This window comes from Nocardioides abyssi, assembly GCF_030412915.1.
GTDB lineage: Bacteria > Actinomycetota > Actinomycetes > Propionibacteriales > Nocardioidaceae > Nocardioides > Nocardioides abyssi.
In genome coordinates this window covers 167,409-191,596 of sequence record NZ_JAUHJR010000001.1, presented here as the reverse complement: position 1 = coordinate 191,596, position 24,188 = coordinate 167,409, and the positions used below count along the sequence as shown (strand labels likewise).

The window sequence follows — 24,188 nt, the reverse complement described above, 5'->3', positions numbered from 1 at the left end:
GGTCACCCGTCCGCGGACGCGGAGGGCTCGCCGAGCACGGTGCCGGCGTCGATGCGGCCGTTCGAGGCGCCGTCGAGGCGTACGTCGCCGACGACCGAGACCCCCCTGGCGAAGGTCCAGTCGCCGCCGACCCGCAGCGAGGACGCCTCGCGCATCGAGGGCGCGCCCTCGGGGAAGCGCTTGTCGAACTCGCCGACCAGCTTGTAGTGCTCGGGGTCGAGGTCGACGAACGGGATCTCGCCCGCGACCTGGTCGAGCACGAAGTCCTGGCCGATGTCGTAGACGTCCGAGCGCAGCACCAGCAGGTCGTTGGTCGTCTTGACCGGCACGAACCGGTCGCGGCCGACCTCGATCAGCTGCGAGCCCTCGAAGACCTCGATCGCGGCACCCATCGCGGTCTCGACCTGGACGACCTCGGGGGAGGACGTGTCGCCGGGGTCGACGTTCTTGACGTTGCGGATCATCGGCAGCCCGAGGATGCCCTCGCGGACGTCGAGCGCGTCCTTCATCGCCCGCAGGTCGAACCACAGGTTGTTGGTCGAGCAGAACTGGTGCCGGTCGAGGTCGGCGAGCGCGTCCTTGTCCTCGTCGAGGGTCTGCGCGGTCTCGCGCAGCACGATCCGGCCGTCGGAGCGGCGGCGGGCGAAGTGCCCGCCCTTGCGGTCCGAGGGGGTGCGGCGCACGGCCTCGATCGCGAACGGCGCGCCCGAGCGGGCGAACCAGCCGGCCACGGCCGGGTCCGGCACGGCGCCGAGGTTGTCGGAGTTGGAGACGAAGACCCGCTCGTAGCCGGCCTCGAGCAGCCGGTCGAGCAGGCCGGTGCCGCGCAGCGCGGTGTAGAGGTCGCCGTGGCCCGGCGGGCACCACTCGAGGTCGGGGTCCTTGGGCCAGGACACCGGGGTGAGGTCGGTGGTGAGGAGCTTGGGCTCCTTGTTCTGCAGGAACTCCAGCGGCAGGCCCTCGACCGGCAGGTCCTCGTAGCGCGCCAGCGCCGCCATCGTGTCGGCGGAGGTGCGGAAGCTGTTCATGAAGATCAGCGGCAGCGTCGCGCCGTGGGCCTTGCGCAGGTGCAGCACCTGGCGGGCGATGATGTCGAGGAACGACAGCCCGCGCCGCACGCACAGCAGCGACTTGGCCCGGTCCATCCCCATCGACGTGCCGAGGCCGCCGTTGAGCTTGATGACCGCCGTCGTCCGCAGCGCCGCCGCACCGGCCTCGGCCGGCACCTCGACGTCGGCCAGCGACTCCATGTCGACCGGCTCGATCGCCGACTCCGGGATCATCCCGGTCTCACCGTGCTCGAGGAGCCGGTAGTAGTGCGCAAAGGTCTCGATCGCGACCTCGTCGACGCCTGCGGCGAGCATCTTCTCGCGTGCCTTCACCAGGCCAGGACTACCCATGCCGCCGATCGTAGGCTCGGGTGGTGAGCGACCGGCAACTGCCCGCCAAGACCGCCCTGCGCGACCAGGTGCTCACCGCGCGCCGGCGGCGCTCCCTGCTCGACCTGGGCGCGGACGCGCGGGCCACCGCCGAGCACCTCCTCGCGACCCCGGAGGTACGCCGCGCGGCGACCGTCGCGGCGTACGTCTCGGTCGGCAGCGAGCCCGGCACCTCCGCCCTCCTCGACGCCCTGGCGGCGGCCGGCAAGCGCGTGCTGCTGCCGCGCCTGCTCTCGGACGGTGACCTGGACTGGGGCACCTGGCGCGGGCCGGACGCCCTCGCGCCGGCGCGGATGGGCCTGGTGGAGCCGGTGGACTCGCTCGGCGTGGACGCGGTCGCGACCGCCGACGTGGTGCTCGTGCCGGGGCTCGCGGTCTCGCCGACGGGGATGCGGCTCGGCCGCGGCGGCGGGTCCTACGACCGGGCGCTCGCCCGGGTGCCGGTCGGCACGTTCACGTGCGTGCTGCTCGGCGAGGACGAGGTCGGGCTGGACGTGCCGGTCGAGCCGCACGACCGGGCGGTGCTGGCCGCGGCGACCCCGCGCGGGGTCACCCGCTTCGGGTCGGCACCAGCCTGAGCACGTCCTCCCCCGCGTCCTCGACGGCCTCGCGGCTGAACGGCCACGCGATCGTCTCCCCGCGGGCCCACAGGTCGGTCTGGTCGGTGTAGTGCCCGCTGGCCGGGTGGCCGGAGACGCCGGTCAGGTTGATCCAGCGCGAGTCGTCGAGGTCGGCCAGCGACACGACCATCCGCATCGAGGGCGCCGACGTGACGGCGTACCCCTCGGCGGCGTCCCAGGCGGTCGCGTCCACGACCGACGAGCCGCCGCCCACCTCCCAGCCGCCGCGGTTGACCAGCGCCTCCACCGGCCCGATGCCGGATTCCCCCAGCGTCGGCGACCGGAGGTCGAGGGTGTGCAGCCCGCCCCACGACCAGTCCTCGGGGTGCAGCGACTGCAGCCGGGTCAGCTCGTCGCGCGCCTCGAGCAGGGCCGAGCGCAGCACGTCGTCGCGCCGCTCCACGACGTCCTCGGTCGTCACGTCGTCCCACCACGGGTCGGTGGGCCGCTGCAGCAACCGGCTGACCACCGCGAACCAGCGCTGCCCGCCGTCGGGCCGCACCTCCTCGGGCAGCTCGTCGTGGAAGGCCAGCTCGAGCAGGGTGCGCCACACGACGTTGTAGTACGCCGCGGGCGCGCTGTCGGCGGGCTGCGAGCCGTCCCAGTCCGCCAGCAGCCGCTGCCCGTCGGAGGCGTAGCCGCGCGGCAGGTCGACGTCGAGCAGGTAGGGCACGAGCGTGGCGGCCATCGGGTTGAGGTCGTCGAGCTGCACGTCGAGCATCTCCGCGACCGACAGCTCGCCCTCGGCGACGAGCAGGTCGCGGATGCGCTGGGAGCGGTAGCCGCGGTCCCAGTCCTGGGTGAGCGCGTAGGGGTAGTCCTGGCCGACGACCGCCTGGTTGGCGGTGACGACGAACCCCTCCTCGGGGTCGAGCACGTGCGGCAGCCCCTCGAACGGCACCGTCTCGCCCGTCCAGTCGTCCTCCGGGCGCCAGCCCTCGGCCGGCCACCGGCCGTCGTTGCCGGACTTGCGGACCGGCACCACACCCGGGGCCTGGTAGCCGATGTGGCCGGCGCGGTCGGCGTACACCAGGTTCTGCGCCGGCACCGCGAACGACGAGGCCGCGTCGCGGAAGGAGTCCCAGTCGGTCGCGGTGTTCATCGCCAGGATCGCGTCGGCGGTCGTCGTCGGCTCGAGCGCCGTCCAGGCCAGCGCGACGGCCTGCTCCTCCTCGGGCTCGCCCTGCTCGGTCGCGGGGCCCGTCCCGGCGACCGCCGCCAGGTCGTCGTCGACGTCGGAGAGCAGCGGCCCGTGGCGGGTGGCGCGCACCTCGATGGTGACCGGGTCGGCGCCGCGCACCTCGATCGTCTCGGTGCGGGTCCGCAGCGGCAGCACCTCGCCGTCGTACCGGTAGCCGTCGCCGACCACCCGCTCGAGGTAGAGGTCGGAGACGTCCGGACCGAGGTTGGTGAAGCCCCACGCGACGTCGGCGTTGTGGCCGATCACCACGCCGGGCACGCCGGAGAACGTGAAGCCCGCGACCTCCAGCGGGCAGGCGGCCGAGACCGTGCGGCAGTGCAGGCCCATCTGCATCCACACTCCCGGCATCGAGGCGCCCAGGTGCGGGTCGTTGGCCAGCAGCGGCTCGCCGGTCGCGGAGTGCTTCCCGTCGACGACCCAGCTGTTGGAGCCGATCCCGTCGCCGCGGCCCAGCCACGAGGGCACCGCGTCCAGGGCCGCCCGCACGCGTCGCAGCCCCGGCTCCCAGGGGCCGCCCCCGGATTCGGCGTCACCACGCCGTTCGCCCCAGGGCGGGCGCTGCGGCAGCCGGGTGCCGCCCGTCGTGGCCTCCGGCTCGAAGACGCCATCCACGACCGCGCCGCCGTCGACGATCGGCGCGTGCTCGTCGAAGGGGTACGCCGGCCACAGCTCCTCCGCGCGCTCCCGGCCCACCGCGGCGGCGGTCAGCGCCCGGTCGACCTCCTCGCCCATGTTGCCGCGCAGGTCCCACGCCATCGCCTTGAGCCAGGCCAGCGAGTCCACCGGCGACCAGTCCTCGGGCCGGTAGCCGAGGCCGGAGGCGTTGAGGACGGAGTACTCCACCGCCAGCTGCGACGGCGCCCGGTCGTCGAGGTAGGCGTTGACGCCCGCGGCGTACGCCTCGAGCGCCTGGCGGGTCCGCGGCGCCACGACCGCGAGCTCGCGCTCGGCGATCCGGCGCCAGCCCATCGTGCGGACGGCCTTGTCGCTGGCCAGGCCCGCCTCGCCGAACATCTCCGCCAACCGACCGGCCGTCGCGTGCCGGCGCACGTCCATCTCGAAGAACCGCTCCTGCGCCTGCACGTAGCCCTGCGCCCGCATGAGGTCGTCGAGGGTGTCGGCGTAGACCTGCGGCACGCCGTGCTCGTCGCGCACCACCTCCACCTCGGCGTCGAGGCCCGGCAGCTCGGCGGTGCCCGACCACTCCGGCAGCGGACGGCGCAGCACCACGCCGAGGGTGACTGCCCCCGCCACCAGCACCAGCACCAGTCCGGCGGCGACGTAGGTGGTGACCCGGGCCCAGCGCGGCCAGGCGCGGAGCGCGGCCAGCGGCCGCCGCCGGCGGCGCGGGGTGGGCGTCTGCTGGTCGGGCATGGTGCGTCATTCTGCCGTGCCGTAGAATTGGCAGTCGCACGACGAGAGTGCCAAGACCTCTCACCCCCCTCCTCTGCTCAGACCCGGAGATGACGTTGCCGACCTACCAGTACGCCTGCACCGAGTGCGGTCACGCCTTCGAGCAGTTCCAGAGCTTCTCCGACGACGCCCTGACCGAGTGCCCCCAGTGCTCCGGCCGCCTGCGCAAGCTGTTCAACGCTGTCGGCGTCGTCTTCAAGGGCTCGGGCTTCTACCGCACCGACAGCCGCTCGGGCTCCTCCTCGACCGACACCGCGGCCTCGGGGTCCTCCTCGGGCTCGTCGAGCAGCTCCGGCTCCTCGTCCTCGGACAGCTCCTCCTCGTCGAGCTCGACCTCCTCGGCCTCGACCACCTCGAGCAGCACCCCCGCCGCCTCCTGACCCCACCCGCCCCGGGTGGTTGAGGAGGTTGCGCAGCAACCGTCTCGAAACCTCCACGCCGGCGCAGCCCACGCCGCGGCAGGTTTCGAGACGCGCGCCAGCGCGCGCTCCTCAACCAGCCGGGCGACGCCAGCGCGCGCTCCTCAACCAGCCGGGCGACGCCAGCGCGCGCTCCTCAACCATCCGAGACCGACCGGCGGGGCTTGTGGAGAGGCCCCGGGTGGTTGAGGAGGTTGCGCAGCAACCGTCTCGAAACCTCCACGCCGGCGCGGCCCACGCCGCGGCAGGTTTCGAGACGCGCGCCAGCGCGCGCTCCTCAATCAGCCGGGCGACGCCAGCGCGCGCTACTCGACCAGCCGGGACCGGCGGGCGGGGCCTGTGGAGAGCGCGACGCACGCGGGCGCGGATCCTCCTACCGTCGGGGCATGCGCCTGTCCAACCGCCTGACCCGTCCCGCCCGAGCGGTACGCCGCGCGGTGCTGGCGCGCCGCCGGCTGCTGGCCGCGGTGCTCGCCGCCGTCGCCGTGGCCGCCGCGCTCCAGGCCACCGCCCGGCCCGCGCCCGCGACGGTGGCGGTGACGGTGGCCGCCCGCGACCTGCCCGCGGGCGAGGTCGTCACCACCGGGGACGTGGTGCGAGCGGCCTGGTCACCCGGCAGCGCGCCCGCCGACCTGGCCGACCCGGTGGGCCGGGTGCTCGCGGCGCCGGTGCGGGCCGGTGAGCCGGTCACCGACGTGCGGCTGGTCGGGCCGGGGCTGACCGAGGGCCGGCCGGACCTGGTCGCGGTGCCGGTGCGGCTGCCCGACGCCGGGATGGCCGCCCTGCTGGAGGTGGGCGACCGGATCGACCTGCTGGCGGCCGACCCGCGCGCCGGCGGCGCGGACGTGGTCGCCGGCGGCGTACCTGTCCTCGCGCTGCCCGTCGACGACGACCCCGCCGTCGGCGGCAACGGGCTGACCGGGCGCCTGGTGGTCGTGGGCGCCGGCCCCACAGAGGTGACCGCGGTCGCCGACGCGGCGACGCGCGCCTTCCTCACCTTCGCCTGGAGCCGCTAGCGTGGCGGGCATCCCCCGTCTCGGAACCCCTGGAGGCACCATGCTCGACGGCTTCAAGAACTTCCTGCTCCGCGGCAACCTCGTCGACCTCGCGGTCGCCGTCATCATCGGCACCGCGTTCACCGCCGTGGTGACCGCGTTCACCGGCATGCTGATGTCGGCCATCTCGAAGATCACCGGCGGCAACGAGCCGAACTTCGACAACTTCGCCCCCGGCGACGTCCTCATCGGCCCGTTCCTGACCGCCCTGGTGGCGTTCCTGATCCTGGCCGCGGTCGTCTACTTCTTCGTCGTGACGCCCTACGTCAAGGCCAAGGAGCGCTACTTCCCGAGCGCGCCTCCCGGCACGCCCGAGGACATCAAGCTGCTGCAGGAGATCCGCGACCTGCTCGCCGCACAGCGTCCGCAGGTCTGACACCAGGTCTGACCCGAACCTGATCCCCGGACCTGGGTCCGGCCCGGGTCCAGCACGTCCGTCAGCCGCCGTGGTGCGGCGGCACCTGCTCCTTCAGCCAGGTGTCGCCGTCCCGGCGGCTGCGTGCGTCCGGGTCGTCGCGCTCGTCGCGGGTGGTCTCGGGCAGCACCTCGCCGAAGACCTCCGCCCGGCGGCGGGCCCTCTCCCAGTCGCTGAGCGGCCGGTCCGAGCCGCCGCCACTCTCGCCATCCGTGCTGCCACCCGTGCTGCCGGCGGTCATGCGCACAGCCCGGCGGCCTCGAGCTCCCGGGCGCGGTCCTCGTCGGCGGCCGGGCTGCCCGACGGCGACGAGGACGGACCACCCGACGGCGAGCCGCTGGGGCCCTGCGACGGCCCACCGAGGCCGGGCACGTTGCCGGCGTCGATGACGCCGTCCTGGAGGCGGCGGCTCAGCGGCTCGTCGTTGATGACCCGCTTCCAGATCAGCTCCGCCTCGGGGAGCCACTCGACCCGGCCGGGGTCGACGTCGCTGTACTCGAACGGCACGGTGATGAACTTGATGTTGTCCAGGCCGATGTGCTGGAAGCTGTAGCCGACCTTGCCCATCTGCCACAGGTTGTCGAAGTCGGTGGTCAGTGAGTCGACCGCCGCGTCGAGGAAGTTCACGACCCGGTCGGGGCGGGCGAGCACGTTGCCGGAGACGACCTTCTTGGCCATCGCCGCGATGAACGCCTGCTGCCGCTTGATCCGGCCGATGTCGGAGCCGTCGCCGAGGGTGTAGCGGGCGCGCACGTAGTTGAGCGCCTCCTTGCCCTCGATCTCGCGGGTGCCCGCCGGGATGTTGATCCCGTGCGCGGGGTCGGAGATGTCCTCGGGGATGCAGACCTCGACGCCGTCGATCGCGTCGACCATGTCCTGGAAGCCCTGGAAGTCCACGACGACGTAGTTGTCGAGCTTGATGTCGGTCAGCTGCTCGAACTGCCGCATCGTGCAGGCCGGGCCGCCGACGGAGTACGCCGCGTTCCACATCGCGCCCTCCTCGGCCGGGATGACTCCTCCGTCCTCGGTGAAGCACTCGGGCCGGTCGACCAGCGAGTCGCGCGGGATGCTGACACCGTAGGCGTTCTTGCGGTCCGCGGAGAGGTGGAACAGCAGCGTGGTGTCCGAGCCGCCGCCGGCCTCCTGGTCGATCGCGTTGCCGGCGCCCTCGCGGGTGTCGTCGCCCATGACCAGGATGTTGAGCGGGTCCTGCGGCCCGTCGACGGCGACCTCGGAGGGTCGGTCGTCGCCGAGCTGCTCGGAGAGGTCCTCGACGGTCAGGTCGCCGTTGAGCGAGCGGTAGAGGAAGACCATCGCGAGCCCGGTGACCATCGCCAGCACGAGCGTGGTGGCCACGAGGACCCGGGCGACGGTGTGCCGGCGGCGGGCCCGGGCCTTGCGACGACCGGAGCGCCCACGGGTGTCGGGCTTGCGGCGGGCCTCGGCGCGCGGGGCGCCCGCATCGTCCGCGGGCGCGGGCTGCTCGTCGGACATGGGTCACCTTCGCATCGGAGGAACATCCCATTCTGACCGGCACCCGCGGGTAACCCCAAACGGCCTCAGCGACTTCTCAGGCGCGCGCGCTCACCGACGCGGGCGCGGCGGCGGTCCGAGGTCGACCCGGCAGGCGGCGCCGGAGCAGTCGCGCAGCGCCACGAGCCGCCGCTTCATCTCCCGGACGACGGGCCGGTGGCGCGCGTCGTACGCCAGGTTCTCCAGCTGGTAGCGGTCCTTGCGGTTGTCGTAGAGCTCGAGGAAGCCCGTCTCGCTCCAGCGCACGAAGGTCCACCGCTCGTTGCGCACGCCGCGGTACCACCACGGCGTCGGGCTCTCGTCCGGCCGGCCACCGGCCTGGACCAGGATGTCGGTGTCGCGGCGCCGGCGGTCGCGGTCCCGGACGAACGGCATCATGGACCGGCCGTCCACGACCCGGCCGGGCTCGACCTCGGCGAGGTCGAGGATCGTCGGCGCGAGGTCGACGGTGGTCACGGTCTGGCGGCGCGTCGCACCCTTCGGGAAGCCGGGGCCGCGGGCCAGCAGCGGCACCCGGATCGACTCCTCGTAGGGGAGGATCTTGCCGCGGTAGCGGTGCTCCCCCAGCAGGTAGCCGTTGTCGGAGGTGAAGAGCACGACGGTGTCGTCGAGCTCGCCGGCGCGGCGCAGCGCCTTGAAGGTCTGGTCGACGCCCTGGTCGACCGCGGCGAGCGCGCGGATCCGCTGGCGGTGCAGGCGGGTCACCGCCCGGCGGCCGACCTTGTCGCGCTTGCGGATCTCGTGGCTCTTGTCGCGCACGTCGTCCTCGTCGAAGGACGGCTTGCGCACCGACGGCGACTCCACGCCGCGGTAGAGCGTGCGGTGCCGCGGCGCTGGCAGCGGCGGCTTGGCGCAGCCGGCGGCGTCCTGGCACAGGCCGTGCGGGGCGTAGTAGCTGGCCCAGATGAAGAACGGCTGCCCGGTCTCCGACCAGTCCTCGACCAGCCGGACGGTGTCGTCGCGGACGACGTCGCTGGAGTACTCCCGACCGTGGAAGACCGGGTCGCCGTTGCCGTACATCGGGTAGCGCAGGTAGCCGAACTGGTTGGTCGTGCTGACGTTCCAGTAGTCCCAGCCGTTCGGGACGCCCTGGGTGGCGTCGTACTGGTTGAGGTACTTGCCGCTCATCCCCACCAGGTAGCCGGACTCCTGCAGCCAGGCGGCGAGGGTGTTGTCCGGGTCCTTCAGCGCGCCGGCGCCGCCGTAGGGGCCGGCGTTGGTGTGGACGCCGTTGTTCTGCGCGAACTGGCCGGTGAGGATCTCCGCCCGAGCCGGGCAGCACAGCGGGTGCGGCGAGATCATGTTGCGGAAGGTCACCCCGCCGCGGCCCAGCCACCGCCGCGTCTTGGGCATCCAGCGCATGTCGCTGAGCGCCTGGTCGTCGGTGGTGATCAGCACGACGTTGGGGCGGTCGTCGTCCGCGCGGCGCGCGTCCGGCAGGTGCCGGGGCCGCTCGTAGTCGTAGCCGTCGGTGTTCATCCCCGAGCGCTGGCCCGCGGTCGGCGCGATCCGCTCGGCCGTCGGGGGGTGGTCCTCGCGCATCGGGGAGGCGAGCGCCGCGGTCACCGCCACGACCACCGCGAGGACGATGCCGAGCAGGACGACCAGTCGTCGCACCATCGTCGCCCTCCCCCGTGCTCCCCGTCAGCGTGCCGACCCGGTTCGGCCCCGCGTCGTCCCTCAAGGTTAAGGAATCGACCCGGTGACCCTCGCATCGCGGACACATGCCGGGCCTGCCAGGATTGTCGCCACGCCCCAGTAGCTCAGCGGATAGAGCAGCCGCCTCCTAAGCGAAAGGTCGCAGGTTCGACTCCTGCCTGGGGCACCCGGTTCCCGTTGCGTTCCTCCCGCGTCCCCATGGGTGCCCGTCAGGGCCGGTCGAGGACCTCGAAGCGGATGCCGGCCGACTGCAGCCGGGCCAGCAGGTGGTCGCCCATGGCCGCGGCGGTGGTGACCGAGCCGGAGGCCTCCGGGTTGTCGTCGAGGGCCAGGCACAGCGCCGACTCGGCCAGCATCTTCGCGGTCTCGCCGTAGCCCGGGTCGCCGCCGGAGACGCGGGTGTGGACGGTGCGGCCGCCGGACTCGCCGACGAAGTCGACGGTGAACCAGGACTTCGCGCGGCGGGTCTCGTCGGGGCCCTCCCCCTGCTTGATCCGGCCGAGCAGCGCGTTGCGCACCGGGCCGACCTGGGCGGCAAGGGTCAGGGCCGTGACGCCGGCGGCGCCGCCCGCGGCGTACCGCAGGGTCTTGGTGCCGGCGAAGTGGGAGTAGCGGAACTCGGGCCCGTACGCCGCGAGCGCGTCACCACTGCGGGCGACGATGAATGGGTCGATGGTGGGCAGCGGCAGCAGCCAGTAGCCGGTCACCGCGTCCTTGCCGGGCTTGCCGGCGACCGCGCGCGACGAGCGGCCCTGCGGGCGCTGGCCGAGCCGCTTCTCCAGCGCGCGGCGCTCGACCGAGGCCGAGCGCATCTGTCGGGCGCGGGAGAACTGGGTCATCGCGGAGTGGAACGTGCCGCCGGAGACCGTCCCGCCGCCGCGGACCACGCCGCGCAGGGCCAGCGGGCCGTCGACCGGCGCGAGCTGCTGGACGGTGAAGTAGGCGCCGAGGTCGTGCGGGATGGAGTCGAAGCCGCAGGCGTGGACGATCCGGGCACCGGTGCGCTGCGCGGTCTCGTGGTGAGCGGTGAACATCCGGTCGACGAACTCCGGCTCGCCGGTCAGGTCGAGGTAGTCGGTGCCGGCCTCGGCGCACGCGGCGACCAGCGGCTCGCCGTGGGTGAGGTAGGGCCCGACGGTGGTGACGACGACGCGGGTGCTGCCGGCGAGCTCGGCGAGCGACGCGGGGTCGGAGCTGTCGGCGGTGAGCAGCGGCAGGTCGGCGAGGCCGCCGTCGATGCGCACGAGGCGCTCGCGCACCCGGGCCAGCTTGTCGGCGTTGCGCCCGGCGAGCGCCCAGCGCAGGCCGGCGGGCGCGTGCTCGGCGAGGTACTCCGCGGTCAGGCCGCCGGTGAAGCCGGTGGCCCCGAGCAGGACGACGTCGTAGGGGCGGTCGGAAGAGCGGTCGCTGGCCATGTGAGGAAACGTACGCTGGAGTCATGTGCCGGAACATCCGCCCCCTCCACAACTTCGAGCCGCCCGCCACCGGCGACGAGGTCACCGCGGCGGCCCTGCAGTACGTCCGCAAGGTCAGCGGCACCGCCAAGCCCTCGAAGGCCAACCAGGAGGCCTTCGACCGCGCCGTCGCCGAGGTCGCGCACGCCACCCGGCACCTGCTCGAGGACCTGGTCACCACCGCGCCGCCCAAGGACCGCGAGGTCGAGGCGGAGAAGGCACGCGCCCGGGCCGCGCTCCGCTACGCCCGATGACGTACGCCGCCGCGCTGGACCTCCTCGCGTCCGGGCCGCTCGTGGTGCTGACCGGCGCCGGCCTCTCCACCGACTCCGGCATCCCCGACTACCGCGGGCCGGGCCGACCGCCGCGCTCGCCGATGCTCTTCGCGGAGTTCGTCTCCGGGCCGGCCGCGCAGCAGCGCTACTGGGCGCGCAGCCACCTCGGCTGGGGCCGGATGCGGCACGCGGAGCCCAACCTCGGTCACCACGCGCTCGCGGCGCTCGACCCGGACCTGCTCATCACCCAGAACGTCGACGGCCTGCACGAGCGCGCCGGCCAGCGCAGCGTGGTCGCCCTGCACGGCCGGATCGCCGAGGTGGTCTGCCTCGACTGCCGGGCCGTCTCGAGCCGGGCCGCGCTGCACGACCGGATGACCGCGGCCAACCCCGGCTTCACCGAGCGGCACGCCGCGGTCGCGGTCAACCCCGACGGCGACGTCGAGCTCGACGACCCCGCGGTCGTCGCGGAGTTCGTGGTGCCCGCCTGCGAGGAGTGCGGCGGCGTGCTCAAGCCGCACGTCGTGTTCTTCGGCGAGAACGTCCCGGCCGACCGGGTCGAGCGCTGCTACTCCGCCGTCGACGGGCTGGCCGCGACGGGCGGCACGCTGCTGGTCGCGGGCTCGAGCCTGACCGTGATGAGCGGCTTCCGGTTCGTCCGGCGCGCGGCCAAGGCCGGCACGCCGGTCGTCGTCGTCAACCGGGGCGCCACCCGCGGCGACGACCTGGCGACGTACAAGCTCGACGTGGGGTGCAGCGAGCTGCTCAGGGAGCTCGCTGGCCGACGCGTCGGCGCAGCTCGCCCAGGAGCCTGATCACCTCGGTGACGCCTTCCTCACCGGCGGGCTCACCGGCGCCCGCGACCAGGCGGTCCGCGGTCTCCTCAGGCACGCGTGCGCCGACCTCGAGGACGTAGACGGTGTCCTCCAGCTCGAACTCGATGTCGGCCACGACGGCGAGGTGCTGCTCGCCGCCGTCATCGACCAGGACGACGCCCTCGTGCGGCTCCAGGCCGTGCGTCAACGAGGTGGCCGAGTGCGCGATCCGCACACGGTCGGCCCCACCGACCGCCTCGGACGTCGACAAGCGGTGCACCATGCTCTCCCCTCCATCGGTCGGCCGACCACATGGTCGACCGGACGTGCAACGGCACCGTGGGGGGTTCGGTGACGCCATCCGCCAGACTAGGGGGTGCCCGTCCAGACCGCCAGGACATCCACGAGGGCTGAGACCGCAGAACCGCTCAGGTGTGCGGGGCGGCGGCCGATGAAGGCCGGCCGGTCGGAGCAGGTCAGAGGCGGCGGACGAAGATGTGGTTGGCGGCCTCGGGCACGATCTCGGCGGTCTCGCCGCCGGAGCCGACGAGCACGCCCTCCTCGGTGGCGACGACGGTGACGGTCTTGTCGGGCAGGGCGCCGACGCGGCGCAGGGCGCTCATCAGGACCTCGTCCTTCTGCATCTCCTCGGAGATGCGCCGGACCAGCACCCGCCCCTCGTCGAACCCGGCGGCCTTCGACAGCGGCTCGACGCCCTCCATGAAGCCCTCGGGCAGCGACTCCTGGCCCAGCTCGTCGAGGCCGGGGATCGGGTTGCCGTAGGGCGACTCGGTCGGGTGGTCGAGCAGCTCCAGCAGGCGCCGCTCGACGGTCTCGGACATGACGTGCTCCCAGCGGCACGCCTCCTCGTGGACCAGCTCCCACTCCAGGCCGATGACGTCGGTGAGCAGCCGCTCGGCGAGCCGGTGCTTGCGCATCACGCGCACCGCGAGCCGGCGGCCCTCGTCGGTCAGCTCGAGGTGACGGTCACCCTCGACGGTCACGAGACCGTCACGCTCCATGCGCGCGACGGTCTGGGAGACCGTCGGGCCGCTCTGGTGCAGGCGCTCGGCGATCCGCGCACGCAGCGGGACGATCCCTTCCTCGACCAGCTCGTAGATGGTCCGGAGGTACATCTCGGTGGTGTCGATCAGGTCGCTCACGCCGGTCATTGTGTCCCATCGGCACTGCGGGGGCACGTCGCTGGGCACCGGCCCCCCGTGCCCCGTGAGACCCGCCCCACCGTGATGTGGTTCCGCCGCGACCTGCGGCTGCGTGACAACCCCGCTCTGCTGGAGGCCTGCGCGGAGGGGCCGGTGCTCCCGCTGTTCGTCCTGGACCCCCACCTGTGGGGGCCCGCGGGTCCCAGCCGGCGTGCCTACCTCGCCGCCTCGCTGCGCTCGCTGGACGCCTCCCTGCGCGACCTGGGCGCGCCGGGTCTGCAGGTCGTGCGGGGCGACCCGGTGCGTCGCGTCCCGGCTGCGGCCCGGGCGGTCGGCGCCGAGCGGGTGCACGTCGCGGCCGACTTCGGCCCCTACGGCCGGCAGCGCGACGAGGCCGTCGAGGCGGCGCTGGGCGAGGCGGGCGTAGGGCTCGCGCGCACCGGCTCGCCGTACGTCGTGCCGCCGGGCACCGTCCACAACGGCTCGGGCGACCACTACCGCGTCTTCACCCCGTTCCACCGCGTCTGGGAGCAGCAGGACCGGCCGGCGCCACAGGACGCCCCGGACCACGGCGACTGGCTCGCGCTCGACGAGGGCACCACGGACGTCCCCAGTCCCCGGCTGCCCGCGGGGCTGGAGGTCCCCGTGGCCGGCGAGGAGGCGACCCACGCCCGGTGGTCGGACTTCCTGGAGCGCGGCATCGACGACTACGACACGACCCGCAACGAGCCCGGCACCGACGGCACCTCGCGGATGTCGGTGCACCTCAAGTACGGCGAGGTGCACCCCCGCCAGCTGCTGGCCGACCTCTCCCGCCGCCGGAGCGCGGGCGCGGCGACCTTCCGCAAGGAGCTGGGCTGGCGGGAGTTCTACGCCGACGTGCTGTGGCACCAGCCGCGCACCGCCCGGGAGTACTACAAGACGCAGTACGCCTCGCTCGCCTACGACGAGCCCGGGGAGCTGTTCGAGGCCTGGCAGGAGGGCCGCACCGGCTACCCCGTCGTCGACGCCGGCATGCGGCAGCTGCGCTCGGTCGGGTGGATGCACAACCGGGTCCGGATGATCACCGCCAGCTTCCTGGTCAAGGACCTGCACGTGGAGTGGCAGCACGGCGCCCGGCACTTCCTGCACTGGCTGGCCGACGGCGACCTGGCCTCCAACAACCACGGCTGGCAGTGGGTGGCCGGCTCCGGCACCGACCCCTCGCCGTTCTTCCGCGTCTTCAACCCCACCGGGCAGGGCCGCAAGTTCGACCCCGACGGCGCCTACGTCCGCCGCTGGGTCGAGGAGCTGCGCGACCCCGACCGGGTCCCCGACCCGCACGAGCCGAGCAGCGAGGTGCGTGCGGCCGTCGGCTACTCCGAGCCGGTCGTCGACCACGCCGAGGAGCGCCGCGAGGCCCTCGCCCGCTGGGAGCACATCCGCTAGCCGCTGTGCCCCCGCTGGTGAGCCGTGGGCGCGGGCCCCGGGCACGTCACCGGGTTTCGAGACAGGCGCTGCGCGCCTTCCTCAACCGCCCGGGGCTCGCCGGCTCAACCAGCGGAGGGCGCGAGAGGATGGGCCGATGACCACGTCGAGCCTGACCGTGCCTGCCCGCTTCAACGGCCCTCCCGGGTCGGGGAACGGCGGGTGGTGCGCCGGCGCGGTGGCCGGCCACGTCGCCGGCGTGGGCGGCAGCGCCGTCGAGGTGCGGCTGCGCAAGCCGCCGCCGCTCGACACCCCGCTCGAGGTCGGTGAGCAGGACGGCTGGACGGTCGCCACCCGCGACGGCGAGGTCGTGCTGCAGGCCCGGCCGGGCGCCGACCCCGAGCCGCTGCCCGCGGTCGGTCCCGAGGCCGCGCGCACCGCCGCGGCGGCGTACGACGGGTTCGCCAGCCATCCGTTCGGCCACTGCTTCTCGTGCGGGCCGGAGCGGGCCGACGGCGACGGGCTGCGGATCTTCCCCGGCCCGGTGGAGCAGGGGCTCGTGGCCGCGCCGTGGACCCCGCACCCGGACCACACGACGCTCGAGGCGACCTGGGCCGCGATCGACTGCGCCGGCGCGTGGGCGGCCGGGATCGGCGAGCGGGCGATGGTGCTCGGCTCGATGACCGCGCAGGTGCTGGCGCTGCCCGAGGCCGGCGTCGAGCACGTCGTGACCGGCGCGGTCCGCTCCGTCGAGGGCCGCAAGCACCGGACGGCCACCACGCTGCGGACCGCCGACGGGGAGGTGCTGGCCGCGGCCGAGCAGGTGTGGTTCGAGATCGACCCCGCGACCTTCGGCTGACGCACCCGGCCGCGGCGCCACGGCGGTCTGACACCATGGACCGCATGGCTTTGAACGATCAAAACGCAGCGCCCGAGAGCCGCTCGGAGTGGTGGCGCCACGCGGTCACCTACCAGGTCTACGTCCGCAGCTTCGCCGACAGCGACGGCGACGGCGTGGGTGACCTGCCGGGCATCACCTCGCGGCTGCCGTACCTCCGCGACCTCGGCGTCGACGCCCTGTGGCTGACGCCCTTCTACACCTCGCCGCAGCACGACCACGGCTACGACGTGGCGGACTACTGCGACGTCGACCCGCGGTTCGGCACGCTCGCCGACGCCGACACCCTGGTCGCCACCGCGCACGACCTCGGCCTCAAGGTCATCGTCGACCTCGTGCCCAACCACACCTCCGACGAGCACGTGTGGTTCCAGGCCGCGCTGGCCGCGGAGAAGGGCAGCCCCGAGCGGGCGCGCTACATCTTCCGCGACTCCCCCGCCGACCGGCCCGGCGAGCCGCCGAACAACTGGCTCTCGGTCTTCGGCGGCCCGGCGTGGACCCAGCTGCCCGACGGCCAGTGGTACCTCCACCTCTTCGACTCCAGCCAGCCCGACCTCGACTGGCGCAACCCCGAGGTCGGCGACATGTTCGTCGACGTCCTGCGCTTCTGGCTCGACCGCGGCGTCGACGGCTTCCGCATCGACGTGGCGCACGGCCTGGTCAAGGAGGAGGGCCTGCGCGACCAGGAGGTCGGCGAGGGCGAGGAGCTCGGCAGCGGCGCCCCGATCAACGAGGAGCACTCGATGGTCGAGCGGACGCTGCGCGACGAGCCGATGTGGGACCAGCCGGAGGTCCACGACGTCTACCGCCGCTGGCACACCGTGCTGGAGGAGTACGACGGCGACCGGATGATGGTGGCCGAGGCGTGGACGCAGACGCCGGAGTCGATGGCCCGCTTCGTGCGCCCCGACGAGATGCAGCAGTCGTTCAACTTCGCCTGGCTGCTCGCCCCGTGGTCGGCCAAGGCCTTCGCCGACGTCGTCACCGGCACCCTCGACGCGATGGCCCCGGTCGGCGCGTCCCCGACGTGGGTGCTGAGCAACCACGACGTCGTCCGCCACACCACGCGGTACGGCGGCGGGCCGGTCGGCCTGGCCCGGGCCAAGGCCGCGACGCTCGCGATGCTGGCCCTGCCCGGCTCCTCCTACCTCTACGAGGGCGAGGAGCTCGGCCTCGAGCAGGTCGACGTGGAGCCCGCGTTCCGCCAGGACCCGTCCTGGTTCCGCACCGGCGAGGTCGGCCGCGACGGCTGTCGCGTGCCGGTGCCGTGGAGCGGCGACGCCCCGCCGTACGGCTTCGGCCCGGGCAGCGAGCAGCCGTGGCTGCCGCAGCCCCTGGACTGGGCGCCGCTGACGATGGAGGCCCAGGCCGCCGACCCGGACTCCACGCTGGCGTTCTACCGCTCCGCGCTGGCGGCGCGACGCACGTTCGCGACCACCGCCGGCGACGAGGTCGAGGTGCTCGACGGCGGCTCGGAGGACGTGCTGCTCCTCCGCCGCGGCCCGGTCACCGTCGTCGTCAACTGCGGCGAGCAGACCGTGCCGCTGCCCGACGGCGAGCTGCTGCTCGCGAGCGCGCCGGTCGTCGACGGGCTGCCGCCGGACAGCGCTGCCTGGGTCACCACCGCCTGAGCCGGGGCTGACGGCCGGGGTCGACCCGGCCGTCAGGGCCGGAGGTCGACACCCGGCACCGTGGTGGGGACCGGCACGACCTGCTGGATGTCACCCCCGGGCAGCACCCAGCTGCGACCCCAGACCGACAGCCGCCCGTCGGCGTGGATCGCGTGGAAGCGGCCGTGGGCCGCCGCGATCCGGACGACGTCGGTCAGCCCCGGCACCTGGGTCGGCGCGTAGCGGGTGCCCTCCCCGGGGGCCCCGCCGGCCGGGTCGCAGTCCAGGCACCAGCCCCAGCCCCACACGGACCCGTCGTCGCGCAGGGCCAGGCCCTGCGGGGTGGTCCCGGCGACCGCCACGACCTGCGTCAGCGAGGTCGCGGTCGGCGTCCGGACCGGCGGTCCGGAGTGCCCCAGGCCGACCGCCCCCGCGGCCTCGCCGGCGTTGAGGCCCCACCCCCACAGCGCGCCGTCCGAGGTCACCGCGTGCACGCTGCCCCGGCCGACGCGGACCCCGACGACGTCACCCGGGACCGCGACCTCGAACGGTCGCGTGGTGGAGCTGTCGGCGTCGACCGCGAGCGCCGCCCCGGACCCCGTGCCCCACAGCGAACCGTCCCGCCGGACCACGAGGACGTTCGCCGCCCCGGCGACCACCTCACGGACCTCGCGGAAGGAGTCCACCACCACCGGGGTCTTGGTGACGTACCGGCCGCGCCCGAGCTCGCCGGCGGTCTCCCATCCCCACCCCGCGACGACGCCGCTCGCCGTCAGGGCCACGGTCTTGTCGCCGGCCGCGGAGATCTGCACGACGCGCGCACCGAGGTGGGCGCGGCTGGGGCGGAGCCGGATCCCCAGGTAGCCGTCCCCGGCCTGCCCCATCCGCGCGGAGCCCCAGGACCACACCGCGCCGCCGGCGGTGAGGGCCGCGACGTGCTTGCTGCCCGCGGCGACCGCCTGGACGCACCCGAGTCCCCGGACCCGGACCGGCACGGCGGTCTCGCCGGTGTGCCCCTGGCCGAGCACCCCGTCGCTCCCGCTGCCCCAGGCGAGCACCACGCCGTCGCGACGGAGGGCGACGCTGACGTGCTCGCCCCCGGCCACCGCCGGGGTGACGGTCCTCCCCAGGTAGGTGTAGCGCGACCGCGGGCCGGTGCGGCTGCGCACCCCGCGGGCGTGCACGCGCACCTGGACGGAGGTCCGGGCGCAGGTCCCTGCCTCCGGGGTGCGGACCACCACCCGGTCACGACGTCTCGAGAGCACCACGGCGCGCCGACCACCGACGGTGACGCGTCCGACGGCGGCGAGGTTCTTGCCCCGGATGACGACCCGGGCCCCTCCGGCCGTCGGCCCGGACGCCGGCGCGACCCCGGTGATCCTCGGTCGCGGGGTCGCGGCGCGGCCGGCGCCGACCGCCGCGGGTCCGGACGACGTCACGGCCGACCCGGCCGCCGGGGGCGGCGCGCCGACCGCGCTGCCGCCACCGGGTGCCGCCAGCGCCGGGACGAGGGCCACGACGAGGGCGCCGACGGAGGCGGTGCGGACGGTGAGCGTGCTGAGGGCGTGCATGGGTCTCCCCTACGTCGCAGGTGCCCCGAGGCTCGGCGCCGACCCGGGACGACCCACGAGCCGTCGCTGCCGGGGTCCGGCGCCACCACGTTCGCAGCCCGCCCCGGCCGACGCGTCACCTGTTGTGGGGACGTGGCGACACCGCCACCGACCCCGACCGGACCGGCCCCGGACGCACGGGAGGCCAGGAGCGACGTCGCTCCCGGCCTCCTCGGCGTGTGCGTGCGGGCTACTCGTCCTCGAGGCCCAGCGTGGCGTTGTAGCGCCCCAACGAGTCGGCGAAGTGCGCCAGCTCCTCGTCGGACCAGTCACCCAGGCGCTGGTCGAGGTAGGCCCGGCGCATGGCCGCGACCTCGTCGAGGCGGCGTACGCCGTGCTCACTCGCCGACAGCAGCGTGGCGCGGCCGTCGTCGGGGTCGGGCGACCGGTCGACCAGGCCGAGCTCGATGAGGTGCTGGACCTGGCGGCTGATCGCGCCCTTGTCGATGCCGAAGACCTCCGCCATCGACGAGGCCCGCACGGGGCCCTCGTTGGCGAGGTAGCCGAGCATGGGGTACGACGCCGGCTGCAGCTCGGGGTGGACCGCCCGGGCCCGGACGCCGATGACGCGGCGGACGCGGCGGATGAGGACGCCGACCTCCTGCTCGAGCGCACGCAACGACTCGTCGCGCACCCCGCTCACCTCCGTCCGGCCGCTCGCCGTCATGGTGCTGGTCATCGTGTGGGACATGGTCATCGCCGGGCGAGCTCGTCGGTCGCCTCCGGGGCCACCGTCTCGGGCTCGTCACCGGTGGTGGTGCGCAGCGGCACCTCCTTGATGAACAGCACGCAGAGCAGCGCGACCAGGGCGAACGGTACCGAGACCAGGAACAGGTGGCCCGTGGCGTCCCCAAACGAGGTCTCGTAGAGCCCGCGGATCTCGGGCGGGAGCTGGGAGAGGTCCGGGATGCTGCCCTTGCCGCCACCGGCGGACGGGTCGACACCCAGCTCGCGCAGCCCCGAGGCCATCGAGTCCGCGACCTGGTGGGCGAGCAGCGCACCGAGCGCGGAGACGCCGATCGTGCCGCCGATCGAGCGGAAGAACGCGACCACCGAGCTGGCGGCGCCGAGGTCGGCGGCCTTGGCGTTGTTCTGCACCGCGAGCACGAGGTTCTGCATCGTCGCGCCCATGCCGACACCGAGCACGGCCATGAAGAGGCCGACCTGGACCAGCGAGGTCTTCGCGTCGATGTTCGCGAGCAGCGCGAAGCCGACCACGACGAGCACCGAGCCGCCGACCAGCCAGCGCTTCCACAGGCCTGTGTTGGTGATGATACGGCCCGAGACGATGCTCGAGACGAGCAGGCCGCCGACCATGCAGATCGACATCAGGCCGGCGTGGGTCGGGGTCATGCCGCGCGACATCTGGAAGTACTGGCTGAGGTAGACCGTCGAGCCGAACATCGCCACGCCGATCATCACCGAGGCGAGGGTGGCCAGCGAGGTGGTGCGGTCGCGGAAGAGCCGCAGCGGGACGACCGGCTCGCTCGCGACCCGGCCCTCGACGTAGATCGCCAGTGCGATGACCGCGACGGCCGCGACCAGCATGGCGGCGGTGGTGCCCGAGGCCCAGGCGAACTGGTCGCCGGCCAGCGAGACCCAGACGAGCAGGATCGAGACGCCCGCGACGATCAGCGTCGCGCCGGCGTAATCGATCTTGACCTCGCGCTTGACCACCGGCAGGTGCAGCTTGAGCTGGAGGACCACGAAGGCGAGCAGGGCCACCGGGATGCCGACGTAGAAGCAGCCGCGCCAGCCGAGCGGGGAGTCGACGATCAGGCCGCCGAGCAGCGGGCCGCTGACGGTCGCGGTGGCGAACACGGCGCCGATGTAGCCGGCGTACCGACCACGCTCGCGCGGGCTGACCATCGAGGCGATGACGACCTGCACCAGGGCGGTCAGGCCACCGACGCCGAGGCCCTGGAACGCGCGGGCCCCGATGAGGACCTCCATGTTCGGCGCGAGACCGGCGATGAGCGAGCCGATCGCGAAGATGACCAGCGCGGCCTGCACCAGCAGCTTCTTGCTGAACAGGTCGGCCAGCTTGCCCCAGATCGGGGTGGTCGCCGTCATGGTCAGCAGGGTGGCGACGACGACCCAGGTGTAGCCGCTCTGGCTGCCCTCGAGGTCGGTGACGATCCGCGGGAGCGCGTTGCTGACGACGGTGCTGGAGAGCATGGCGACGAACATCGCGAGCAGCAGGCCGGAGAGGGCCTCCAGGATCTCGCGGTGGGTCATCTCGCCGGAGGTCTCGGCGGACGGCGCGGGGGGTGCGGGTGGTGCCTGGGTCACGGGTTCTCGCTTCGGGGGTACGTCGGTGGCGGTCATGCAGGTCTAAAGGTTGACCGAAGCAACTTTATTCCGAGGTGGTTGCTCCGGACAACTTGTCGCGTGCCACAGCGGCACCCACCGGCGGCGGGCCTCGAGACGTCGGACCGGAAATGCAGCGACCCCCAGGTGTGGTCCTCGAGTCGAGGACCCAGCCGGCGGACGGAGCCGGTTCACCTGGGGGTCGGGCAGCTGCTGTGGATTCGCCAGCAGCCTCAGGGGCGGTGCCGCCCCGTCGTCCTGCTGGGGCTGCTAGCGGGCAGCCACCTCACGCGTCCTGGAAGAACTCATTCTTCGGACCACCTCCTTTCCCGTGTGCCGCAACGGTAGGTCGCGACATCCGGGCGCTCAAGCCAATATCTCGGCAGGGCTACGGGGCCAACCGCTGCGTGGTCCACGCGTCACCCGTCCGGGTGTAGACCAGCCGGTCGTGCATCCGGCCCGGGCGCCCCTGCCAGAACTCCACGGCCTCCGGGCGCACGAGGTAGCCACCCCACTCCCCGGGCACCGGCAGCTCGCCGTCGGGCACGTCGGCGAAGCGCCGCTCCACCTCGTCGTACGCCGCGGCGAGCTCGTCGCGGCCGGCCACCGGGCGGGACTGGCGCGAGGCCCAGGCGCCCAGCTGCGAGCCGCGCGGGCGGACCGCGAAGTAGTCGGCGACGGCCTCGCGCGACAACGGCTCGGCCACCCCGTCGACCCGGACCTGCCGCTCCAGCGGGTGCCACGGGAAGAGCAGCGCGCAGTGCGGGTTGGCGGCCAGCTCGGTGCCCTTGCGCGAGTGGGTGTTGGTGAAGAAGACGAACCCGCGCTCGTCGAGCCCCTTGAGCAGCACCATCCGCGAGGATGGTCGCCCCTCGGGCGAGACGGTGGCGACGACCATCGCGTTCGGCTCGTGGACGGCGTCCTCCACCTCGGCGAACCAGCGGCGGAACATCGCGACCGGGTCGGGGGCGAGGTCGTCCTCGGCGAGCCCGGCGGCGGCGTACTCGTGGCGGAGGCTGCGCAGGTCCAGCTCGGCGGCTGCGTCTCGTGCGGGGTCGGCCATGCCGCCAGCGTAGGGATGGGTACAGAATGCGCGGGGCCACCGGTTCGGGTGCGCCACGGACGGACAAGGGAGTCAGGACGATGGTGGACGTTCACCACGGGCTGGAGGGCGTCGTCGCCTTCGAGACGGAGATCGCGGAGCCGGACAAGGAGGGCTCGGCGCTGCGCTACCGCGGCGTCGACATCGAGGACATCGTCGGCCGCGTGCCGTTCGAGAACGTCTGGGGCCTGCTCATCGACGGCTCCTTCGACCCCGGCCTGCCGCCGGCCGAGGCCTACAACATCCCGGTGCACACCGGCGACGTGCGCGTCGACGTCCAGGCCGCGATCGCGATGCTCGCGCCGGCCTTCGGCTTCCGCCAGACCTACGACATCTCCGACGAGCAGGCGCGCGCCGACCTCTCCCGGGTCGCGGTCATGGTGCTGTCGTACGCCGCGCAGTCCGCCCGCGGGCTGCACCAGCCGGTCGTCCCGCAGTCGGTGGTCGACGAGGGTGCGACGCTGGCCGAGAAGTTCCTGATCCGCTGGAAGGGCGAGGCCGACCCCAAGCACGTCAAGGCGATCGACGCCTACTGGTCCTCGGCGGCCGAGCACGGCATGAACGCCTCGACCTTCACCGCTCGGGTCATCACCTCCACCGGTGCCGACGTCGCCGCGGCGTTCTCGGGCGCGATCGGCGCGATGTCGGGCCCGCTGCACGGCGGCGCCCCCTCGCGCGTGCTCGGCATGATCAGCGACGTCGAGGAGTCCGGCGACGCAGAAGCGTACGTCAAGGGCCTGCTCGACAAGGGCGAGCGCCTCATGGGCTTCGGCCACCGCGTCTACCGCGCCGAGGACCCCCGCGCCCGCGTGCTGCGTCGCACCGCCCGCGAGCTCAACGCCCCGCGCTACGAGGTCGCCGAGGCGCTGGAGAAGGCCGCGCTGGCCGAGCTGCGCGAGCGTCGCCCCGACCGCGTGCTCGAGACCAACGTGGAGTTCTGGGCCGCGATCGTCCTGGACTTCGCGGAGGTCCCGGCGAACATGTTCACCTCGATGTTCACCTGCGCCCGCACCGGCGGCTGGTCGGCGCACATCCTCGAGCAGAAGCGCACCGGCCGGCTGATCCGCCCCTCCGCCGTCTACACCGGCCCCGGCTCGCGCGGCCCCGAGGAGATCGACGGCTGGAAGGCCGACTGGGCGAAGTAGCCCTTCGGCCGGCCTCAGCCGGCCTCAGCCGGCGACCCGCCCGGCGTACCACGACGTGGCGCCGCGGCCACCCTTGCGCGTCAGCGAGACGTGCAGGTGGTCGCGGTGCCGCAGCGTGGTGGAGCACTTCGCCCGCTTGCGGCACGACGAGCTGAGGTAGGGCTCGGGCTCGAAGCCGTTCCACGCGGCGTACATCCGGTCGTCCCAGATGAGGTACATGATCCCCATCCGGCGGGCCTTCGCGTCCTCGCGGCCCTTGCCGTCGGCGGCCCGCACGTCGCGGAGGAACGCCCGGGCGACCCGGCGGTCGACCTTCCGGCGCGCGTCGAGGGTCCAGTCGAACGCGCGGCCCTCCGCGTGCTCCGACGTCCCGCCCCCGCAGCTGCGCGAGACGCCGCCGTAGGACCCGCCGTACTTCTTCACCAGCCAGCGGCCGAGCGCGACGGTGCCCGGCTTCGCCGACGGCGAGCACCGCGTCTGCGGCTGGTAGGACGCGTAGTCCTCGATCGCGGCCGACGCCGGTGACGACGGCACGGCGGCGAGGAGCAGGACGTTCGTAAGCAGGGACACGAGCAGGGGCACGAGCAGGCGGCGGAGCGGGGAGGGCACCGCACGAGGCTAGGTACGCCGCCGGGCGGCCGGGTC

At 73.8% G+C, this 24,188-nt stretch carries 23 protein-coding genes and 1 tRNA gene; 11 read left to right on the top strand and 13 right to left on the bottom strand.

The genetic code is table 11. The features are described from left to right. Positions 1-2: 2 nt before the first annotated feature. Positions 3-1,400: a UTP--glucose-1-phosphate uridylyltransferase gene (locus QWY29_RS00935; RefSeq protein WP_300958757.1), complete on the bottom strand. Its 1,398-nt coding sequence runs from the start codon at positions 1,398-1,400 to the stop codon at positions 3-5. A 23-nt stretch (positions 1,401-1,423) separates the two neighbouring features. On the opposite strand from QWY29_RS00935, the gene QWY29_RS00930 reads away from it, so the two are divergent. Continuing rightward, on the top strand, positions 1,424-2,017 hold the full coding sequence (locus QWY29_RS00930; protein WP_300958756.1) for a 5-formyltetrahydrofolate cyclo-ligase: 594 nt from the start codon (positions 1,424-1,426) through the stop codon (positions 2,015-2,017). Here QWY29_RS00930 and QWY29_RS00925 read toward each other — a convergent pair. Next, positions 1,989-4,634 (bottom strand): penicillin acylase family protein, encoded by a 2,646-nt coding sequence (locus QWY29_RS00925; RefSeq protein ID WP_300958755.1) that lies wholly within the window; start codon positions 4,632-4,634, stop codon positions 1,989-1,991. The two genes, QWY29_RS00930 and QWY29_RS00925, sit on opposite strands and share 29 nt — an antisense overlap. 95 nt (positions 4,635-4,729) lie before the next feature. Here QWY29_RS00925 and QWY29_RS21030 point away from each other — a divergent pair, with 95 nt between their 5' ends. From QWY29_RS21030 to QWY29_RS00905, 3 genes are all read left to right on the top strand, one after another. Next, positions 4,730-5,053, top strand: coding sequence for an FmdB family zinc ribbon protein (locus tag QWY29_RS21030; protein WP_336621823.1), 324 nt, complete (start codon positions 4,730-4,732; stop codon positions 5,051-5,053). Between the two features lie 425 nt (positions 5,054-5,478). Then, positions 5,479-6,108, top strand: coding sequence for an SAF domain-containing protein (locus QWY29_RS00910; protein ID WP_300958754.1), 630 nt, complete (start codon positions 5,479-5,481; stop codon positions 6,106-6,108). A 40-nt stretch (positions 6,109-6,148) separates the two neighbouring features. Next, positions 6,149-6,523 carry an MscL family protein gene (locus tag QWY29_RS00905; protein WP_300958753.1) on the top strand — a complete coding sequence of 125 codons (375 nt, stop codon included), beginning with the start codon at positions 6,149-6,151 and terminating at the stop codon, positions 6,521-6,523. Between the two features lie 61 nt (positions 6,524-6,584). On the opposite strand, the gene QWY29_RS00900 is transcribed toward QWY29_RS00905, so the two are convergent. From QWY29_RS00900 to QWY29_RS00890, 3 genes are all read right to left on the bottom strand, one after another. Then, positions 6,585-6,803, bottom strand: a complete 219-nt coding sequence (locus QWY29_RS00900; RefSeq protein WP_300958752.1) for a hypothetical protein — start codon at positions 6,801-6,803, stop codon at positions 6,585-6,587. Continuing rightward, on the bottom strand, positions 6,800-8,056 hold the full coding sequence (locus QWY29_RS00895; protein WP_300958751.1) for an LCP family protein: 1,257 nt from the start codon (positions 8,054-8,056) through the stop codon (positions 6,800-6,802). The genes QWY29_RS00900 and QWY29_RS00895 overlap by 4 nt, the downstream gene beginning before the upstream one ends. 90 nt (positions 8,057-8,146) lie before the next feature. Beyond that, positions 8,147-9,715 carry a sulfatase family protein gene (locus tag QWY29_RS00890; RefSeq protein ID WP_300958749.1) on the bottom strand — a complete coding sequence of 523 codons (1,569 nt, stop codon included), beginning with the start codon at positions 9,713-9,715 and terminating at the stop codon, positions 8,147-8,149. A 132-nt stretch (positions 9,716-9,847) separates the two neighbouring features. Between QWY29_RS00890 and QWY29_RS00885 the strand changes: the two genes are divergently transcribed. After that, positions 9,848-9,920, top strand: a tRNA-Arg gene (locus QWY29_RS00885). Positions 9,921-9,963: 43 nt separating this feature from the next. Here the strand turns inward: QWY29_RS00885 and QWY29_RS00880 are convergent. Continuing rightward, on the bottom strand, positions 9,964-11,169 hold the full coding sequence (locus tag QWY29_RS00880; RefSeq protein WP_300958747.1) for a saccharopine dehydrogenase family protein: 1,206 nt from the start codon (positions 11,167-11,169) through the stop codon (positions 9,964-9,966). Between the two features lie 23 nt (positions 11,170-11,192). On the opposite strand from QWY29_RS00880, the gene QWY29_RS00875 reads away from it, so the two are divergent. Both QWY29_RS00875 and QWY29_RS00870 read left to right on the top strand, forming a co-directional pair. Further along, the gene (locus QWY29_RS00875; RefSeq protein WP_300958745.1) at positions 11,193-11,462 is read left to right on the top strand and encodes a DUF2277 domain-containing protein; all 270 of its coding nucleotides are present in this window, start codon (positions 11,193-11,195) and stop codon (positions 11,460-11,462) included. Then, the gene (locus QWY29_RS00870; protein WP_300958744.1) at positions 11,459-12,298 is read left to right on the top strand and encodes a Sir2 family NAD-dependent protein deacetylase; all 840 of its coding nucleotides are present in this window, start codon (positions 11,459-11,461) and stop codon (positions 12,296-12,298) included. The genes QWY29_RS00875 and QWY29_RS00870 overlap by 4 nt, the downstream gene beginning before the upstream one ends. Here QWY29_RS00870 and QWY29_RS00865 read toward each other — a convergent pair. Then, positions 12,249-12,569 (bottom strand): hypothetical protein, encoded by a 321-nt coding sequence (locus QWY29_RS00865; RefSeq protein ID WP_300958742.1) that lies wholly within the window; start codon positions 12,567-12,569, stop codon positions 12,249-12,251. The genes QWY29_RS00870 and QWY29_RS00865 overlap by 50 nt on opposite strands. Before the next feature lie 205 nt (positions 12,570-12,774). Next, positions 12,775-13,461 carry an iron-dependent transcriptional repressor DtxR gene (locus QWY29_RS00860; protein WP_300958741.1) on the bottom strand — a complete coding sequence of 229 codons (687 nt, stop codon included), beginning with the start codon at positions 13,459-13,461 and terminating at the stop codon, positions 12,775-12,777. Between the two features lie 57 nt (positions 13,462-13,518). Here QWY29_RS00860 and QWY29_RS00855 point away from each other — a divergent pair, with 57 nt between their 5' ends. The 3 genes from QWY29_RS00855 to QWY29_RS00845 all read left to right on the top strand — a co-directional run bounded on the left by QWY29_RS00855 (position 13,519) and on the right by QWY29_RS00845 (position 17,397). Then, on the top strand, positions 13,519-14,889 hold the full coding sequence (locus tag QWY29_RS00855) for a cryptochrome/photolyase family protein (protein ID WP_300958739.1): 1,371 nt from the start codon (positions 13,519-13,521) through the stop codon (positions 14,887-14,889). Positions 14,890-15,025: 136 nt separating this feature from the next. Continuing rightward, on the top strand, positions 15,026-15,727 hold the full coding sequence (locus QWY29_RS00850) for a hypothetical protein (RefSeq protein WP_300958737.1): 702 nt from the start codon (positions 15,026-15,028) through the stop codon (positions 15,725-15,727). Positions 15,728-15,771: 44 nt separating this feature from the next. Next, complete coding sequence (locus QWY29_RS00845; RefSeq protein WP_300958735.1) at positions 15,772-17,397, top strand: glycoside hydrolase family 13 protein; 1,626 nt, start codon at positions 15,772-15,774, stop codon at positions 17,395-17,397. A gap of 32 nt (positions 17,398-17,429) precedes the next feature. On the opposite strand, the gene QWY29_RS00840 is transcribed toward QWY29_RS00845, so the two are convergent. From QWY29_RS00840 to pdxH, 4 genes are all read right to left on the bottom strand, one after another. Further along, positions 17,430-18,947: an IPT/TIG domain-containing protein gene (locus QWY29_RS00840; RefSeq protein WP_300958733.1), complete on the bottom strand. Its 1,518-nt coding sequence runs from the start codon at positions 18,945-18,947 to the stop codon at positions 17,430-17,432. A 229-nt stretch (positions 18,948-19,176) separates the two neighbouring features. Continuing rightward, complete coding sequence (locus tag QWY29_RS00835; protein WP_300958732.1) at positions 19,177-19,665, bottom strand: MarR family winged helix-turn-helix transcriptional regulator; 489 nt, start codon at positions 19,663-19,665, stop codon at positions 19,177-19,179. Positions 19,666-19,679: 14 nt separating this feature from the next. Beyond that, positions 19,680-21,278, bottom strand: a complete 1,599-nt coding sequence (locus QWY29_RS00830; protein ID WP_336621818.1) for an MDR family MFS transporter — start codon at positions 21,276-21,278, stop codon at positions 19,680-19,682. A 406-nt stretch (positions 21,279-21,684) separates the two neighbouring features. Further along, positions 21,685-22,359: a pyridoxamine 5'-phosphate oxidase gene (pdxH, locus tag QWY29_RS00825; RefSeq protein WP_300958731.1), complete on the bottom strand. Its 675-nt coding sequence runs from the start codon at positions 22,357-22,359 to the stop codon at positions 21,685-21,687. A gap of 80 nt (positions 22,360-22,439) precedes the next feature. Here pdxH and QWY29_RS00820 point away from each other — a divergent pair, with 80 nt between their 5' ends. Continuing rightward, complete coding sequence (locus tag QWY29_RS00820) at positions 22,440-23,543, top strand: citrate synthase 2 (RefSeq protein ID WP_300958730.1); 1,104 nt, start codon at positions 22,440-22,442, stop codon at positions 23,541-23,543. A 24-nt stretch (positions 23,544-23,567) separates the two neighbouring features. Here QWY29_RS00820 and QWY29_RS00815 read toward each other — a convergent pair whose 3' ends face one another. Continuing rightward, positions 23,568-24,152 carry a VldE C-terminal domain-containing protein gene (locus QWY29_RS00815; protein ID WP_300958729.1) on the bottom strand — a complete coding sequence of 195 codons (585 nt, stop codon included), beginning with the start codon at positions 24,150-24,152 and terminating at the stop codon, positions 23,568-23,570. Positions 24,153-24,188 lie beyond the last annotated feature (36 nt).

What these genes read in the sequence shown, in the direction of transcription:
- QWY29_RS00935 (WP_300958757.1), bottom strand. Translation starts at nt 1,400, where the DNA reads ATGGGTAGTCCTGGCCTGGTGAAGGCACGCGAGAAGATGCTCGCCGCA.
- QWY29_RS00925 (WP_300958755.1), bottom strand. Translation starts at nt 4,634, where the DNA reads ATGCCCGACCAGCAGACGCCCACCCCGCGCCGCCGGCGGCGGCCGCTG.
- QWY29_RS00910 (WP_300958754.1), top strand. Translation starts at nt 5,479, where the DNA reads ATGCGCCTGTCCAACCGCCTGACCCGTCCCGCCCGAGCGGTACGCCGC.
- QWY29_RS00905 (WP_300958753.1), top strand. Translation starts at nt 6,149, where the DNA reads ATGCTCGACGGCTTCAAGAACTTCCTGCTCCGCGGCAACCTCGTCGAC.
- QWY29_RS00900 (WP_300958752.1), bottom strand. Translation starts at nt 6,803, where the DNA reads ATGACCGCCGGCAGCACGGGTGGCAGCACGGATGGCGAGAGTGGCGGC.
- QWY29_RS00895 (WP_300958751.1), bottom strand. Translation starts at nt 8,056, where the DNA reads ATGTCCGACGAGCAGCCCGCGCCCGCGGACGATGCGGGCGCCCCGCGC.
- QWY29_RS00890 (WP_300958749.1), bottom strand. Translation starts at nt 9,715, where the DNA reads ATGGTGCGACGACTGGTCGTCCTGCTCGGCATCGTCCTCGCGGTGGTC.
- QWY29_RS00880 (WP_300958747.1), bottom strand. Translation starts at nt 11,169, where the DNA reads ATGGCCAGCGACCGCTCTTCCGACCGCCCCTACGACGTCGTCCTGCTC.
- QWY29_RS00875 (WP_300958745.1), top strand. Translation starts at nt 11,193, where the DNA reads ATGTGCCGGAACATCCGCCCCCTCCACAACTTCGAGCCGCCCGCCACC.
- QWY29_RS00870 (WP_300958744.1), top strand. Translation starts at nt 11,459, where the DNA reads ATGACGTACGCCGCCGCGCTGGACCTCCTCGCGTCCGGGCCGCTCGTG.
- QWY29_RS00850 (WP_300958737.1), top strand. Translation starts at nt 15,026, where the DNA reads ATGACCACGTCGAGCCTGACCGTGCCTGCCCGCTTCAACGGCCCTCCC.
- QWY29_RS00845 (WP_300958735.1), top strand. Translation starts at nt 15,772, where the DNA reads ATGGCTTTGAACGATCAAAACGCAGCGCCCGAGAGCCGCTCGGAGTGG.
- QWY29_RS00840 (WP_300958733.1), bottom strand. Translation starts at nt 18,947, where the DNA reads ATGCACGCCCTCAGCACGCTCACCGTCCGCACCGCCTCCGTCGGCGCC.
- QWY29_RS00835 (WP_300958732.1), bottom strand. Translation starts at nt 19,665, where the DNA reads ATGACCAGCACCATGACGGCGAGCGGCCGGACGGAGGTGAGCGGGGTG.
- pdxH (WP_300958731.1), bottom strand. Translation starts at nt 22,359, where the DNA reads ATGGCCGACCCCGCACGAGACGCAGCCGCCGAGCTGGACCTGCGCAGC.
- QWY29_RS00820 (WP_300958730.1), top strand. Translation starts at nt 22,440, where the DNA reads ATGGTGGACGTTCACCACGGGCTGGAGGGCGTCGTCGCCTTCGAGACG.